The organism is Geminicoccus sp. (genome assembly GCF_035556675.1).
Taxonomy (GTDB): domain Bacteria; phylum Pseudomonadota; class Alphaproteobacteria; order Geminicoccales; family Geminicoccaceae; genus Geminicoccus.
This window is the reverse complement of record NZ_DATMFZ010000324.1, coordinates 1-16,190: the sequence shown is the minus strand read 5'-3', so window position 1 is coordinate 16,190 and position 16,190 is coordinate 1. Positions and strand designations below refer to the sequence as shown.

At 70.6% G+C, this 16,190-nt stretch carries 13 protein-coding genes; 9 read left to right on the top strand and 4 right to left on the bottom strand.

Features of this window, described 5'->3' with window-relative positions; translation table 11 throughout:
* From VNS22_RS22975 to VNS22_RS22965, 3 genes are all read left to right on the top strand, one after another.
* Positions 1-1,064 (top strand): M20/M25/M40 family metallo-hydrolase (locus VNS22_RS22975; RefSeq protein ID WP_325736646.1); only part of this gene is annotated, 1,064 nt, incomplete at its 5' end.
* A gap of 126 nt (positions 1,065-1,190) precedes the next feature.
* Positions 1,191-1,532, top strand: a complete 342-nt coding sequence (locus tag VNS22_RS22970; RefSeq protein WP_325736644.1) for a hypothetical protein — start codon at positions 1,191-1,193, stop codon at positions 1,530-1,532.
* 97 nt (positions 1,533-1,629) lie between these two features.
* The gene (locus VNS22_RS22965) at positions 1,630-2,259 is read left to right on the top strand and encodes a hypothetical protein (protein WP_325736642.1); all 630 of its coding nucleotides are present in this window, start codon (positions 1,630-1,632) and stop codon (positions 2,257-2,259) included.
* On the opposite strand, the gene VNS22_RS22960 is transcribed toward VNS22_RS22965, so the two are convergent.
* Positions 2,231-3,355 (bottom strand): glycosyltransferase, encoded by a 1,125-nt coding sequence (locus tag VNS22_RS22960; protein ID WP_325736640.1) that lies wholly within the window; start codon positions 3,353-3,355, stop codon positions 2,231-2,233. The two genes, VNS22_RS22965 and VNS22_RS22960, sit on opposite strands and share 29 nt — an antisense overlap.
* Before the next feature lie 122 nt (positions 3,356-3,477).
* Between VNS22_RS22960 and VNS22_RS22955 the strand changes: the two genes are divergently transcribed.
* A complete protein-coding gene (locus VNS22_RS22955) occupies positions 3,478-5,664 on the top strand; it encodes a glycosyltransferase (protein WP_325736638.1) in 2,187 nt (728 codons plus the stop codon).
* 4 nt (positions 5,665-5,668) lie between these two features.
* Here VNS22_RS22955 and VNS22_RS22950 read toward each other — a convergent pair whose 3' ends face one another.
* The 3 genes from VNS22_RS22950 to VNS22_RS22940 form a co-directional block, all read right to left on the bottom strand.
* Positions 5,669-6,199, bottom strand: coding sequence for a hypothetical protein (locus tag VNS22_RS22950; protein WP_325736637.1), 531 nt, complete (start codon positions 6,197-6,199; stop codon positions 5,669-5,671).
* Positions 6,196-6,480 carry a hypothetical protein gene (locus VNS22_RS22945; RefSeq protein ID WP_325736636.1) on the bottom strand — a complete coding sequence of 95 codons (285 nt, stop codon included), beginning with the start codon at positions 6,478-6,480 and terminating at the stop codon, positions 6,196-6,198. The genes VNS22_RS22950 and VNS22_RS22945 overlap by 4 nt, the downstream gene beginning before the upstream one ends.
* A 65-nt stretch (positions 6,481-6,545) precedes the next feature.
* On the bottom strand, positions 6,546-7,316 hold the full coding sequence (locus VNS22_RS22940; RefSeq protein ID WP_325736634.1) for a TerB family tellurite resistance protein: 771 nt from the start codon (positions 7,314-7,316) through the stop codon (positions 6,546-6,548).
* 123 nt (positions 7,317-7,439) lie between these two features.
* On the opposite strand from VNS22_RS22940, the gene VNS22_RS22935 reads away from it, so the two are divergent.
* From VNS22_RS22935 to VNS22_RS22915, 5 genes are all read left to right on the top strand, one after another.
* The gene (locus tag VNS22_RS22935; protein ID WP_349261874.1) at positions 7,440-11,087 is read left to right on the top strand and encodes a hydantoinase B/oxoprolinase family protein; all 3,648 of its coding nucleotides are present in this window, start codon (positions 7,440-7,442) and stop codon (positions 11,085-11,087) included.
* 484 nt (positions 11,088-11,571) lie between these two features.
* Positions 11,572-13,380, top strand: a complete 1,809-nt coding sequence (recQ, locus tag VNS22_RS22930) for a DNA helicase RecQ (protein WP_325736630.1) — start codon at positions 11,572-11,574, stop codon at positions 13,378-13,380.
* 64 nt (positions 13,381-13,444) lie between these two features.
* Positions 13,445-13,600, top strand: a complete 156-nt coding sequence (locus VNS22_RS22925; protein ID WP_325736628.1) for a hypothetical protein — start codon at positions 13,445-13,447, stop codon at positions 13,598-13,600.
* A 137-nt stretch (positions 13,601-13,737) separates the two neighbouring features.
* A complete protein-coding gene (locus VNS22_RS22920) occupies positions 13,738-14,529 on the top strand; it encodes an NAD(P)-binding domain-containing protein (protein WP_325736626.1) in 792 nt (263 codons plus the stop codon).
* A 70-nt stretch (positions 14,530-14,599) separates the two neighbouring features.
* Positions 14,600-16,090, top strand: coding sequence for an amidase (locus tag VNS22_RS22915; RefSeq protein WP_325736624.1), 1,491 nt, complete (start codon positions 14,600-14,602; stop codon positions 16,088-16,090).
* The last annotated feature ends 100 nt before the right edge of the window (positions 16,091-16,190 follow it).

Genomic DNA, 16,190 nt, shown 5'->3' with positions numbered 1-16,190 from the left:
AGACCGACGTGGTGCCGGCCTCGCTGGTCGAGGCCCAGGGCATGGTCTCCATCACCAACCTGATCGTGCGGCGCCGATTCGGCAGCAACGGGCCGACCATCGCGCTGAACGCCCATGGCGACGTGGTGCCGCCGGGCGAGGGCTGGAGCCACGACCCCTATGGTGCCGAGATCGAGGGCGGGATGATGTACGGCCGGGGCGTGGCCGTCTCCAAGTCCGACTTCGCCACCTATACCTTCGCCCTTCTGGCACTGAACGAGGTGGCCGACCGGCTGACCGGTACGGTCGAGCTGCATCTGACCTATGACGAGGAGGCCGGCGGCAATCTCGGGCCCAGGCGCCTGATCGAGACCGGGCTCAGCCGGCCCGACCTCGCGATCGGGGCGGGCTTCGCCTATTCGGTGGTCACCGCCCATAATGGTTGCCTCCATCTGGAGGTCGAACTCCTGGGCCGCTCCGCCCATGCGGCCAGGCCGGATACCGGCTTCGACGCGCTGGAGGCGGCCAACGGCGTCCTGACGGCGCTCTATGCCTCGCGGCGCAACCTGCAGACCCGCCGCTCCAAGGTGAAGGGGATCACCAGCCCGACCTTGGTGGTCGGGCTGATCTCGGGCGGGATCAACACCAACGTGGTGCCGGACCGGATCGTGCTGCGGCTGGATCGCCGGATGATCCCGGAGGAACGCCCGGAGGATGTCGAGGCCGAGCTGCGCAAGCTCATCGAGAACGCGGTGGCGAAGTTCCCGGGCGTGAGCGTGCGGATCCGCCAGATCCTGCTGGCCCGGCCGCTGACCCAGCTGCCGGGCGCCGCCCGGCTGGTGGAGCGGCTCACCGCCCGGGCCAGCGAGATCCTGGAAACGCCGGTGGGTGCCCAGGGCATCCCGCTCTACACGGACGGCCGGCACTATGCCGAGGCCGGCATACCCTGCGTCCTGTACGGTGCCGGCCCGCGCGACCTGCTGGAAGCCAATGCCCATCGGGCCGACGAGCGGCTGGCCATGGCGGACCTCCATGCGGCGACCCGTGTGATCGCGCACACGCTGGCGGAGCTGCTCGAACATTGAATCATCTTCAGGTATGCATAATTGAAGCATCATCCTTACCAACTGTTCATGTGTCTTGACCGCTGATCAGGCTGTGCGAAGAGTTCCTGGCGTCCTCACCCTGACCCTGCAGCGGAACCCATCCTCGTGAAGCGCATCAAGCTCTACTACTCGGCGATCCGTGCGCTGGTGATCGGGGTGCTCGCGGCGGGCGGCAGTGCCTACCATCAGCCGGAGGCGCAGGCGCAGGACAGCAGCATCGAGCTCTCGCCCGAGGACGCGCTCTGGCTGGACGTGAAGGCGGCCGACACGCCAGCCGCCTATCAAAGCTATCTGGAGGCCTATCCGGTCGGGCGGTTCGCCAATCAGGCCTTCCGCCGGCTCGTCGAGTACAGCAAGCTGGGCCTGGCTGCCCTGGACGATGATCTTCCCGGGCCGGCGGCCGGCCCGGGGCTCACGGGTGCGCTCGCCGCCGCAGACCTCTACTGAGGCGACTGGTCATTGGGCGGCTGGCACAGGAAAGAATGGTACCGAAGCAGGCGGTGCCTGGGCAGGTGACAGCCGCAGGGGAGACGAGGGGGTGCGGATGCGAGGTCGACGGCTCTGGATGCTGGCGCTGCTGCTGGCATCGCTCGCCACGCCGGCGCATGCCCAGGACCGGCCCAAGGTTCTGACCTATGTGAAGCCCGCCGGCCGGCCGTCCCAGCCGATCGACCTGACCGTGGCGCTGGCGCCGGAAACGGTCCGCAACCGGATCCGGGCCAATCTGGAGCGTGCCGGGCTGCGGCTGCTCGACACCGACGACCCGCTGGCGGTCGCCGCCACCTATGCCGGGCGGGCCACGCCCTGGATCGACTGCGGCTGGATCTTCAGCTTCGAGCAGGGCCAGCGCGCGTCGCCCAGGCGGGTGGGCGGTGCCGCCGAGGACGCGACCATCACGGTGCGGCGCGACGACCAGGAATATGTGATGCGCCGCGAGGTCACCCTCGACGCCATGCTGGGCGTGAAGGTGAGCGAGACCAAGGGAGGCTCCCGGATCACCGGTCTGGCCACCTATGTCGTCACCCGCACGATCGTGGCGCCCGACGGTGCCCGGGAAGTGTCGCTGATCGACTTCCGCTCCGGCGAGACCGGCGCGTTCGACAAGGGCACCACCTGCCTGCCGACCGGCCAGTTCGAACGGCTGGTCACGCAGGGACTGCCGCGGGCACGCTGAGCTGCACCGGCCGCCGGACCGCCCGCCCGTGCATCGCGGCATCCAGGATCGCGGCACCCATCTGCCGGCCGATCCAGCGCCAGTCATAGAGCTCCGCCGTGGCGGCCGCCTCCTTCGCCATCGCGGCATGGCCGGCAGCGTCCAGCTCGACCAGCCGCAGCAGCGCCGCGTGCAGCCCGTCCGGCCGGTCGTGCGGGTAGAGCAGTGCCTCCCGCCCGTCCGCCACGATCTCGGCCAAAGCCGGCAGGTCCGGGGCGATCACCGGCCGGCCGAACCCGAGTGCCAGCATCAGCGTGCCCGACGTCAGGATCGCGCGGTAGGGCAGCACCACCGCGTCGGCGGCGGCCAGGAGCCGGTCGACCTCGGCGGTCGGCACGAACCGGTCATGGACGGTGATCCGTGTCCGCACCGAAGCCGGCAAGGCGGCCAGGACCGGAGTCAGCGGCACGATCTGCTTGCCCGCCACCACGAGGCGCAGGCAGGCAGGCGCCTCGGCGAATGCGGCCAGGAGCGCGCTCGCCCCCTTGTAGGCGTCGAGCCGGCCGAACAGGAGCAGGACGATGTCGTTGCCGGCGAACCCCTGGCGGATTCTGGCCGCGTCCCGGTCGGTGGCGCGCGGGTCGTGGATCGGGCGGTAGTTGCCGTGCGGCACCACCACGGGCTGGGTCGGCGCCAGCGCCAGCTCGGCCCGGATCGCGCGCAATGCCGCCAGCGAATGGACATGGACCCGGTCGGCCAGCCTGGCCAGGGCCTGGCGCAGGGTGCGGTCCAGCTCCGGATGGCTGCCGACATGCGAGCGCTGGTTGTGCACCGTCCAGAACAGCGTGCCGCCGCGCCCGGTGAAGTCCTCGGCCTTGGCCAGGAACTGGTGGACGGCTCCCGCCGCCGCGTCCGGGTCGGCCAGGTGGCGGTGCAGCACGTCCTCCCAGTGCAGATGGAACACGACGTGGCGCCCAGGTGGCGCATGGTCGAGCAGCCGGAGCGCGTTGTCGATCGTGCCGGCCCGCGGGTGCAGGTGGGCGAGCTGCCGGTAGAGCAGTTCCTGGTAGGGATTGGCGGCGCGATAATCGGGAAAGAAGATCAGGTCATGGGTCATCAGCTCGTCCACCGGTATGCGGGGAGGCTACGCGCCGCCGCGGTCACCGCAAGCCCACCCTTGCGCCGCCACCTGCCGGAAACCGCCTGGGCCATCCCCAGCTGCTGCTTGCAGAAACTGCATTGACCGACCTCGAACTCCTCCTGCTGCTCGATCCGCGCCTGCCCGACGCCGAGGCGCGGGCCCTGGTCCGCCTGGTCGACCGGCTGGCGGCACGCGGCTGGCGGATCGGCCTGCTGGGCGTCCGGTCCAGCCTGTTCCTGCCCGGCCGGCCGTTCGCCCCGCCACTCGCCGCCTGTCTGGCCGCGAGACGGCTGGTCCTGGTCGACGTCGACCGCACGGTGAGCAGCCGCATCCTGCTGGCCTGGCACCTGGCACCGCTCCTGGCCTGGATCGACCGCCCACCCCGGATCCGCGCCGACCACGCCATCCTGCGCTTCGACCAGCTTCCCTGGCGGGACGGCCGCCTGGATGAGGCACTGCTGGCAGCAACGCGCCACCGCTTCACGGAGCTGGTCCAGGATGCCGCCATGCAGGAGGTGGCGGCGGACGCGGGCGTCGCCGCCGTCCTGGGCCTCGCCGGCGAGCCCTGGCTGCCGCCGGCACCACCGGTCGGCACGGCACCCCATCCGGCGTGGACGCGGCGCCCGGCCATGATCGGCCGCCATGGCGGGCAGGGCAATGCCGCCTGGCCCATGGACGAGGACGGCTTTGCCCGCGCCTACCCGGCAAGAGCGCCCTGGTCGGTGGAACTGCTGGCACCGCCTTTGGCCCTGCTGCGCCGGCGGGTCGCACGGCCCTTGCCCGAGCTGCGCCTGATCCCGGCCGAAGCGGAGCCGGTGGACGCCTTCCTGGCCCGGCTGGACGTCTGGCACCTGGCCGGCTGGCCGGGCCAGCCCCAGCCGGTCACCGCCGAGCTGGTCGAGGCCGCGGCAGCGGGCGTGCCCTTGTCCCTGCCGGCCGAGCTGGCCGGCTGGCCGGAGGATGCCGCCAGCTTCCATGCCGGCGCGTTCCGCGAACCGGGTGCCGACCGCCAGGCCCGCGCGGAGCGGGCCCGCGCGTTCGTCCGGGAAGCGGCCGACCCGGCAGTCCTGGCCGGGCGCCTCTTGGCCCTGGCCCCGGACTTGGCGGGGCCCCGGCGCATCGACCCCGCCCGGATCCGGGCGCAGCGCCGGGTGCTGATGCTCTCGCCGAACGGGATCGGCATGGGCCACCTGACCCGGCTGCTCGCCGTGGCGCGCCGCCTGCCGCCGGCCATCGAGCCCGTGTTCCTCACCATGTCGCAGGCCGTAGGCGTGGTCGGCCAGTACGGGTTCCACGGCGAGTACCTGCCCTACCACAGCTATTACGGGGGCGACGCCGACTACTGGAACCGCGGCCTGCTCGCCCGCCTCCACGCGATGATCGGCTTCTACGACCCGCGCGTGCTGCTGTTCGACGGCAACATGCCCTATGCGGCGCTCGCCGAGCTGCGCCGGCACTGCCCGGAGCGGCGGTTCGTCTGGCTCCGGCGCGGCCTGTGGCGCCCCGATGCCGGCAAGGCCGCGATCGAGCGGGCCGCCAACTTCGACCTGGTGATCGAGCCCGGCGAGTTCGCGACCGAGCTGGACCGGGGGCTGACCCGGACCCGCGCCGGCGAGCTGGTCCGCGTCCCCCCGGTGACCCTCCTGGATGGCGACGAGATCCTGGACCGTGCGGAAGCGCGCGCCGAGCTCGGCATCGCCCAGGAGGCGCTGGCCGTCCTGGTGCTGCTGGGCTCGCAGAATAATTTCGACTACCGCCGCGTCCGCCAGACCCTGGCCACGTCCTTGGGCGGACGGGCCGGCGTGGTGCTGGTCGAGGCCGAGTGGCTGATCAGCGAGAACCAGCCATCCGAGCGCCTGCCCGGTGCCGGCACCTTGTCCGGCTTCCCGATGGCGCGGCTGTTCCGCGCCTTCGACCTCGCGGTCAGTGCTGCCGGCTACAACTCCTTCCACGAGCTGATCTCGATCGGCATCCCTACAGTCTTCGTGCCGAACGAGAACCCGTCCATGGACGAGCAGGAGGCGCGCGCCGTCTGGGCGGAGCGGGCGGGCCTGGGCATCGCCGTGCGCGTCCACCAGCAGGACCGGCTGCGCTGGGCGCTGAACGCCCTGCAGGCCCCGGAGGTGGCGGCCCGGATGCGCGAGCGGGTCCGGCACCTGCCGCCAACCGATGGCGGTGCCGCGATCGCCCAGCTGGTCGAGGAACAGGCGGTCCTGCGCGATGCCGAGACCGGCCCGCCGCATCTGCCCCACCTGGCCCCGCACTCCGCACCGCTGGTGGGCTGACCGCCTACAGCTTCTCGCGCCGCCCCTCGACCACCGCCGCCAGCGCGTCGGGATCGACCGGGCGGCCGAACGCGATGGTGGTGACCGGCTTCCACTTGCGGCCGATCAGCCGGTACTGCTCCAGCGCATAGGCGTGCCAGTCGAGCCCGGGCCGGCGGTGCCGGCAGATGTCGGGGTCGATCACCTGCTCGAACAGGGCCCGCTGCGCGCGCAGGGGCGCGAAGTCGGTGCCGTCGGTGACGAACAGCGGGCGGGTATGGGTACGCCGGCATTCGGCAATCACGGTCTGCACAATCTCTGCCAGGGCTTGGCCTTCCAGCCCAAGCACGGTGACCAGCACCGTCTGCGGCCCGGTCAGCTTCTCGCTGTCCGGCTTCTCGTTCGGGGGCTTCTCACCAGCCGGCTTCTCGGCTGGCGACCTGTCGGCCTGTGGCGGCAAGGCGACCGGCCCCCGGGCGGCTTCTGCCGGGACGGCCGCGGCCGGCGCCGCCTCGCTGCCCCCCTTCCAGCGCGCCACCAGCCCGCGCAGCTTCATGCGGCGCGCAGCACGTCGTTCACCAGCCGGCCGGTGCGGCGCGCCATGTCGGTGGCGTCCTGGGCCGACAGGTCGACCGCGACCACCCGCTTGCCGCCATCGTCCAGCTCGACCACCACCCGGAAGCGCGGCTCCTCCTGGCCATGGAGGCCGACCAGTTCCTCGATCAGGACCGCCCGCACCGACTGGGCCCGCACCGCCTCGCCACTGGGCAGGACCGCCAGGAGGCAGGGCGCGGCAGGGGCGACGCTGGCGGCGATCGGTGTGAATTCGGCCGACATCGGTGGCTACATGCTCCTGGAGTATCCCAAGGGAATGCCGGAGCGGCGCCGGTACCACAAGGGCTTCAGCGCATCCCGCGCTCGGCCGCGACCCGGTCATAGGCCGCGTTGATCGCGGCCAGGCGCCGGCTGGCCTTCTCCACGAACTCCGGCGGCAGGCCCTGGGCCACCAGCCGGTCGGGATGGTGCTCGCGCACCAGTGCCCGCCAGGCGAGCTTGATCTCGTCGTTGCTGGCAGTGCGCGGCAGGCCCAGCACGGTATAATGGTCAACCGTGGCCGCTTCCGGTGGGCGCGGCCGCCGGGGCTCCCAGGAATACATGTAGCGCGCGCGGATCGCCTCGAACTGGAACGGCCCGAAGCCGAAGATCGCGCCCACCTGGCGCAGAAAGCGCAGCTCGTTCTCGTCGATGGCCGCGTCCGCCACCGCGACTTCGAACAGTCCGCACAGCAGTTCCTCGAGCACGACCCGCTCGGTGCCGAACACCGCGGCCACCTGGCGGGCCGCCGCCTCGAACCCATCCGGGCTCTGCTTGGCCTCGTTGTAGATGGCGGCCACGTCGCCGACATCGGCGTCCGAGATGTCGAAGATCCGGCGGAACGCCATGATCTCGTCGCGGTTCACCTGGCCGTCGACCTTGGCGAGCTTGGCCGCCAGCACCACGATCGCGGTGGCGAACGCCACCTGCCGGGTCTCCAGGATCGCGTCCAGGTCGACATAGGCCGGGTCGCCCGCGGCCGCCCGTTCCGCGCGGAACTGCCGACGCTCGCGGCGCCACTGGTCGAAGGCATGGCCGGCGATGCCACCCAGAACCGCGCCTATCCATTGTCCGATCATAAAGCCGATGGCTACTCCGATGAGCTTGCCCCAGATGGCCGCTGCATCCCGCGAAACAGGTTCACCCGGTGCGCAGATAGGCAAGCCCTGGCCGTTCGTCTATCCAGCGCGACGTGAACCCGCATGACATCAGCGCGGAGAAGGACCTTGGACGAGCGCCGCTGGCAGTTCTGGATCGATCGGGGCGGCACGTTCACCGATGTGGTCGGCCGGGATCCGCAAGGCCGGCTGCACATCCACAAGGTCCTGAGCGAGAACCCGGAGCGCTACCAGGACGCAGCGCTCCAGGGCATCCGTGACCTCCTGGGCCTGGAACGCGAGGCGCCGCTCCCGACCGGGCAGATCGACGCCATCAAGATGGGCACCACGGTCGCGACCAATGCCCTCTTGGAGCGCAAGGGCGTGCCCGTGGTCCTGGCGGTGACCGCTGGCCTGGGCGATGTGCTCCGGATCGGCTACCAGGCCCGCCCGGACATCTTCGCCCGGCACATCGTCCTGCCCGAGCAGCTCTACCGCCGGGTCGTCGAGATCGACGAGCGGATGCGCGCCGACGGCACGGTCGAGCGGCCGCTGGACGAGATCCAGGCGCGGGACGGGCTCCAGGCCGCTTATGACGCGGGCTTCCGCGCCATCGCCATCGTGCTGATGCATGCCTACCGCTATCCCGAGCACGAGCAGGCGCTGGCAGGGATCGCGCGTGAGATCGGCTTCACCCAGATCTCGGTGAGCCACGAGGTCAGCCCGCTCATGAAGATCGTGGGGCGCGGCGACACGACCGTGGTGGACGCCTATCTCTCGCCGATCCTGCAGGACTATGTGCAGCGCGTGGCCTCGCAGACCGGCGACACAAGGCTGATGTTCATGCAGTCCAATGGCGGCCTGGTCGACGCCCATCGCTTCCAGGGCAAGGACGCGATCCTGTCGGGACCGGCGGGTGGCATCGTCGGCGCCGTGGTCACCGGCGAGCTGGCCGGCTTTACCCGCCTGCTCGGCTTCGACATGGGCGGCACCTCCACCGACGTCACCCATTACGCCGGCCAGTACGAGCGGGTGTTCGACACAGAGGTGGCCGGGGTGCGGATCCGTGCCCCGATGATGCACATCCATACGGTGGCGGCCGGCGGCGGCTCGATCATCGTGTTCGACGGGGCCAAGTTCCGGGTGGGTCCGGAGAGTGCCGGCGCCAACCCCGGCCCGGCCGCGTACCGGCGCGGCGGCCCGCTGACCGTGACCGACGCCAACCTGATGGTCGGCAAGATCCATCCCGACTACTTCCCCGCCGTGTTCGGTCCGAACGGCGACCAGTCGCTCGATGCCGACACGGTGCGGGCGAAGTTCCAGGCTCTGGCCGACGAGGTGCAGGCCGCGACCGGCGTGGCGCGCACGCCGGAGGAGATCGCGCACGGGGCACTCGCGATCGCCGACGACAACATGGCCAATGCCATCAAGAAGATCTCGATCCAGCGCGGCTATGACATCGGCGGCTACACGCTGAACTGCTTTGGCGGGGCCGGCGCGCAGCATGCCTGCCGGGTGGCCGACCTGCTGGGCGTGTCCTCGGTGCTGATCCATCCCTTCGCTTCCGTCCTGTCCGCCTATGGCATCGGCCTGGCCGACGTGCGGGTGATCCGGCAGCGCGCGCTGGAGCGGCCGCTCGACGACGACGCGATGGCGGCACTACGCCAGGCCAGGGAGGAACTCGCCGACGAAGCGCTGGCGGAACTGGCGGCCCAGCGGGTCGACACCGCCACCGCCACGATCGAGAGCCGGGTGCATCTGCGCTACGCCGGCACCGATGCGGCCCTGGACGTCCCGCTTGCCGATCTGGCTGAGATGGTCCGGGCCTTCGAGCAGGAGCACCGCGCGCGCTACGGCTTCACCGTGGCAGGCCGCGGCCTCGTGGTCGAGCAGATCGCGGTCGAGGGCATCGGCCACATGGAGCGGATCGACGAGCCGGAGCAGGCGCTGGCCCTGCGCCGGCCAGACGAACCGCTGGTGCCGGTCCGCCACGTCCGCCTGTTCACCACCGAAGCGCCCCACGCGCCGGCCGGTGGCGTCGATGCCGCCCTGTATGACCGGGAATCGATGCGCCCGGGCGACCGGGTACAGGGTCCCGCCCTGGTGGTGACCAGGACCACGACCGTGGTGGTCGAGCCGGGCTGGGAACTCGCCATCACCGCGCGCGAGCATCTGGTGCTGCGCCGGGTCGTGAAGCTGCCGCGCCAGGCCGTGGTCGGCACCGATTCCGACCCGATCATGCTGGAGATCTTCAACAACCTGTTCATGACCATCGCCGAGCAGATGGGCTTCACGCTGCAGAACACCGCCTATTCGGTGAACGTGAAGGAGCGGCTCGACTTTTCCTGCGCCCTGTTCGACGCCGATGGCGGGCTGATCGCCAATGCGCCGCACATGCCGGTCCATCTGGGCTCGATGGGCGAATCGGTGCAGACCATCCTGCGCCTGCGCCGGGACGAGATGGGGCCGGGCGACGTCTATGCCCTGAACAACCCCTATAATGGCGGGACCCACCTGCCGGACGTCACGGTGGTCATGCCGGTGTTCGGCACGGACGGGCAGCTCCTGTTCTTCACTGCGGCGCGTGCCCACCATGCCGATGTCGGCGGGATCACGCCGGGCTCGATGCCGCCGGACAGCACCCATATCGACCAGGAGGGCGTGCTGTTCGACAACGTCCAGATCGTGGCCAAGGGCCGATTCCTGGACGAGGAGGTCCGCGCGGTGTTCGCCAGCGGGCCCTATCCCGTGCGAAACATGACCCAGTCGGTGGCCGACCTGCTGGCCCAGGTGGCCTCCTGCCAGCGCGGCGCCAACGAGCTGCACGCCATGGTCACGCAGTTCGGGCTGGACGTGGTCCAGGCCTATATGGGCCATGTCCAGGACAATGCCGAGGAAAGCGTGCGCCGGGTCCTGGACGTGCTGACCGACGGGCATTTCCGCTACGAGCACGACAACGGCACCGCGGTCGAGGTCCGGATCTCGATCGACAAGGCGGCTCGCACCGCCCATGTCGACTTCACCGGCACCAGCCCGCAGCAGCCCAACAACTTCAACGCCCCGGCAGCCGTCACTAGGGCCGCCGTCCTCTACGTGTTCCGCACGCTGGTGGACGAGAACATCCCGATGAACGAGGGCTGCCTGAAGCCGATCCGGATCACCATCCCGGAAGGCACCATCGTCAACGCCCGCTACCCCGCCGCAGTCTGCGCCGGCAATGTCGAGACCAGCCAGTGGGTGACCGACACGCTCTATGGCGCGCTCGGCGTGCTGGCGGCAGCCCAGGGGACGATGAACAACTTCACCTACGGCAACGCCAAGTACCAGTACTACGAGACGATCTGCGGCGGCTCGGGGGCGGGCGAGGGCTTCGACGGCACCGCCGCCGTGCACACCCACATGACCAACTCGCGGCTGACCGACCCCGAGGTCCTGGAGCACCGCTACCCGGTTCTCCTGGAAAGCCACCGGATCAACCTGGGCTCCGGCGGCCAGGGCCGCTGGAAGGGCGGCGACGGCACGATCCGGCGCACCCGCTTTTTGGAGCCGATGACCGCCGCGATCCTGTCCAACCACCGGCGCATCCCGCCCTTCGGCCTCCACGGCGGTGCCCCCGGCTCGGTCGGCGACCAGTGGATCGAGCACCCCGACGGGCGGGTCGAGAAGCTGAAGGCCGCCGACAAGCGCGAGGTGGCCGCCGGTGACATCTTCGCCGTCCAGACCCCGGCCGGCGGCGGCTTCGGCAAGCCGTAGGAACGCGGGGCCGGTTCATGCTATCACTGGTCCTCTTGTGCCCCGGCACCGACAGCAGCCGCAGCGTGTGGACGACGAATCGAAAAATGCACGAACGAACCCGAGAGATGCGCCGGACCAACGAACCGGCCCCGCGGCTCGACCGGGGGATCACTGGCCGGCCGCGTGCCAATCATCCCACGCCTGCGCTGGGGATGACCTGGAGGGGAATGGCTTTTTCCGGCTCCCGACGCTGGCATCTGCACGAACGAACCCGAGCGGCCTACCCGGCTGACGAAACGAACCCGAGCTCCGCGCCCTCAGCCTCCATCACTCCCCGGCGCGACCGGGCGTGCAGCTTCCGGGTGCCCGCCGAGATGGATCCTCCGTCGGCGCGCGAGACGACGGGGAGAGGGCGATCCCTGCCAGGCTCTCGGCAGGCGCATCGGCACGAACGAACCCGAGAGGGCCAAACTTGCTGCGGCACCTGGCCCGCTGGATGGGCATGAGCGAGGCATCGCGCCCGGAGCAGGTCCTCCATGACGTCTTCGGCTATCCCGGCTTTCGCGGCCGGCAGGCGGAGATCGTCCATCACGTCCTGGCGGGCGGCGACGCGCTGGTCCTGATGCCGACCGGCGGCGGCAAGTCGCTGTGCTACCAGGTGCCCGCACTCTGCCTGGACGGCCTGACCCTGGTGGTCTCGCCCCTGGTGGCGCTGATGCGCGACCAGGTGGAGGCGCTGCGCCAGCTGGGCGTGGCGGCCGCTGCCCTGCATTCCGGCGTGCCGCTGCCTGAGCGGCGGGCACTGGAGCGCCAGCTCGACCGCGGCGAGATCCGCCTGCTCTACGTGGCGCCCGAGCGGTTCCAGGCGGACGGCTTCCTCGACCGGCTGGCCGGGTGGCGGCCGGTCCTGTTCGCCATCGACGAGGCTCATTGCGTCAGCCAGTGGGGCCACGACTTCCGGCCGGACTATCTGGCGCTCTCGGTGTTGCACCAGCGCTTTCCCGGCGTGCCGCGGATTGCGCTGACCGCCACCGCCGACCGGCGCACCGAGCAGGAGATCGTCGCCCGGCTCGACCTGGGCGAGGGCCGGATCTTCCGCTCGAGCTTCGACCGGCCGAACATCCATCTGAGCGTCACGATCAAGGACAACCCGCGCCGCCAGCTGCTCGAGATGATCCGCACCCGCCACCAGGGCCAGAGCGGTATCGTCTACTGCCAGTCGCGCGCCAAGGTCGACGACCTGGCTGCCTGGCTCACGGACCAGGGCGTGGCCGCCACCGCCTATCATGCCGGGCTGGACGCCGACGAGCGTTCCCGGCGCCAGGACCGCTTCCTGGCCGAGGACGGGCTGGTCATGGTCGCGACCATCGCGTTCGGCATGGGCATCGACAAGCCGGACGTCCGCTTCGTCGCCCATGTCGACCTGCCCAAGAGCTTCGAGGCCTACTACCAGGAGATCGGCCGTGCCGGCCGCGACGGCGACCCGGCCCATGCCTGGATGGCCTATGGCATGGACGATGTGGCCCGCACCTTCGCCCAGATCCGCAACGGCGAGGGCGACGACGCGAAGAAGCGCTCCGACCGGCACAAGCTCGCCAGCCTGCTGGGCTATTGCGAGACCACCCGCTGCCGGCGCCAGGTGCTGCTGGGCTATTTCGGCGAGGCGCTGGCCGAGCCTTGCGGCAACTGCGACGTCTGCATGGTTCCGGTCGAGAGCTATGACGGCACCGAGCATGCCCAGATGGCGCTGTCCGCCATCTTCCGCACCGGGCAGCGGTTCGGGGCGGGTCACGTGATTGACGTGCTGGCCGGCAATCGCACCGAACGGGTCGGCCAGCTCCAGCACGACCGGCTGTCCGTGTTCGGTGTCGGCAAGACGCTCCCCGCCGCGCGCTGGCGCTCGGTGCTGCGCCAGCTGGCGGCGCTGGAGCTCGTGGTGGTGGACGTGGACGGCCATGGTGGCCTGCAGCTCTCCGACACGGTTCGCCCGGTGCTGAAGGGCGAGCGCCGGGTGGCGCTGCGGGTCGACCCGACCCGGGCGCGCTCCAGCCGCGACCGGCCGCGCGACGAGCATCCGCTGAGCGGGGCAGCGGAGGAACTTTTCTCGGCCCTGCGCCGCTGGCGGCTGGCCGAGGCGCGCGGCCAGGGCGTGCCGCCCTATGTCATCTTCCATGACGCCACGCTCGCCGCCATCGCCCGGGCCAGGCCGACGAGCCTGGGCCAGCTGGCCGGGATCCCGGGCGTGGGGGCCAGCAAGCTCGAGCGCTATGGGGAAGCCGTTCTGGGCGTGCTTGCGGAAAACCCGCCATGAGCACTGGTCGTCCGCTCCGGTCAGTGCCAGTTTGGTGGGGTACCGGCGACTGTGGAGAACCATCATGCGTCTGATTGCTTTGATGCTCACCGCACTCTTCCTCTTCGCGACCGCACTGCCAGCGCTGGCCGATTGCGCCTTCCACGAGGACGTCGCCAGGTCCGACACCGGCAACGGCCAGTCCGGCCAGAGCAAGCTGCCGGCCGAACAGAGCAGCTGATCGTCCCGCTGAACTGACCTTGCGGCCGGCGACCGGGCCGGCCGTTTTCTTGCGCCTCTTGTCGCAGCGACGGTTCCACACCTTCCGTTGGCCATGCGCGGGCGCGTAGCTCGACGTGACGACACCGGGAGGTTCAGGTGGTGCTTGCAGTCGGGCTGGTTGGCGACGCGCACGGAATCGGGGCGGCGTTGCTGCGCGCCGGGACCAACTTGCTGGCCAGGTCCGACCTGCCGGGCGAGCCGCCGGCCGCCAAGGGGGCGACCCTGATCCAGGGCGAGCGCAGCTTCTTCGAGGAGCTGGAGTTCCCGCGCCGCATCGTGCTCGACCTGCTGCCGGGCGAGCAGGTCGACCAGGTACTGGAGACGGTCTATCCCTGGCTGGAGCCGGGCGACGTCGTGCTCGACTTCTCCGGCAGCTACTGGGTCGACACGCTCCGGCGCTTTAGGCGGATGCGGCACCGCTCGATCTACCATGTCGACCTTGCCGTGGTCGGGCAGACCGGGGCGCGGCGCGTACTGGTGGCCGGCGATGCCGAAGGGGTGGAACTGGCGCTGCCGGTGGCCGAGCAACTGGTGCCGGGCAGGCGGGTGGTGCGCGCCGGGCATGCCGGGACGGCCCATTATGCCAGAGCGCTGGGCGACGCGGTGGCGAGCGTGGCCGGCCAGCTGCGGGGCGAGCTGCGCCAGATGCTGGAGGCCCTGCCGCTCGAGCAGGACGTGGCCGGGATCCTGACGGCGCTGCTGCCGGAGAGGGCGCCCTCGGACGGGCGGGCGCCCTGGGTGCTGGACGACGCGGTGCGGCTGGAGGCGGCGACCCCGCTCCTGGCCCAGGCGGTCATGCTGGACCGGGCCGAGCAGCTGGAGCAGCACGTGACCCCGGTGTCGCTGACCCGGGTCGGGCCCTACCAGGATCCCGAGGAGATCCTCTGAGTTTCCGGTTGCCGGGTGCGCTTCCGCCTGCCAGTCGTTGGGCAAACGACCAACGATCGGGGTGGTGTAGATGGTGCGGCTGGCGGATGAACTGGCATATCAGGGTGTGGCGGAGATCGCCGCGCGGATCCGGCGCAAGGAGCTGTCGCCGGTCGAGGTGATCGAGGCGTTCCTGCAGCGGATCGAGGAGCGTAATCCTTCCATCAACGCGCTGGTCTTTGTCGACGCGGAGGGGGCCAGGGCTGCGGCCAAAGAGGCCGAGCGGCAGGTCATGGCGGGGGACGAGGTCGGGCCGCTGCATGGGGTGCCCGGGGTCCTGAAGGATCTTTTCGACTTCAAGCCGGGCTGGCCGGCGACGCTGGGCGGCGTGCGGGCGCTGAAGGATTTTCGACCGGACCTCACCTGCGTGTTCGCCGAGCGGGTCGAGAAGGCGGGGGCGATCCTCTTGGGCAAGGCCAACAGCCCGACCTTCGGGTTCCGCGGCACGTGCGACAACTATTTGTTTGGACCGTCCCGCAATCCGTTCAACCCAGAGTATAACACAGGCGGGTCGTCCGGGGGAAGCGCCGGGGCGGTGGCGGATGGGCTGGTGCCGTTCGCGGAAGGTACGGATGGCGGCGGGTCGATCCGGATCCCGGCTTCGTGGTGCGGCATCTACGGGCTGAAGCAGTCGTTCGGCCGGGTGCCGGTGGTGACCAGGCCGAACGCGTTTCCGGGGACCGCACCCTTCATCTTCGAGGGACCGCTCACCCGCAACGTCCAGGACGCGGCCCTGCTGCTCACCGTGCTGAACGGGCCGGACCCGCGCGACCCGCTCTGCCTGACCGAGAAGCTCGACTTCACGGAGGCGCCGAACCGCTCGATCAAGGGCATGCGGATCGCCTGGAGCGCGGACCTGGACGTCTATCCGGTGGACCCGCAGGTGGCCGAGGTGGTCGAGCGGGCGGTGAAGCGGTTCGAGGAGGCAGGTGCCATCGTCGAGCCGGTCAAGCTCGGCATCAAGCACGGCCACTACGAGCTGGGCGAGCTCTGGTGCCGGATGATCGCGTCGCTGAACGTGGGCGCCGTCGAGGTGTTCAAGCAGTTCGGCATCGACTTCACCGGGGCGCAGGCCGAGGACCTGCCGCCGCCGCTGCGGGGCTGGATCAAGAAGGGCTACGAGATCACGGCCGTGGAGCTGGCGCGCGACCAGGCGATCCGCACCGAGATCTTCGACGCCATCCAGGGGGTGATGGAGCGCTACGACTTCCTGGTGAGCCCGACGCTCGCCTGCACCGCCGTGCCCAACGGCACGGACGGGGAGACGCTGGGGCCGGCGGAGATCAACGGCCAGAAGGTCGAGCGGCTGATCGGCTGGTGCATGACCTACTTCGCCAACTTCACCGGCCATCCGGCCGCCTCGGTCCCGGCGGGGCTGGCGCAGAACGGGCTGCCGGTCGGCATGCAGATCCTGGGCCGGCGGAACGCCGATGCCGACGTGCTGGCGGCGAGTGCCGCGTTCGAGCGGCTGCAGCCCTGGGCGGACAGCTACCGGATCCCGGCGGGGCGGCCGATCGGCTGAGGCCGGTTGCCGACACTCTCGCCTGTCATCCCCCGGCTTGTCCGGGGGATCTACCTTTGCACGCCGGCAGCGGCATAGGCCGGCCCAGGATGCCGTCGTG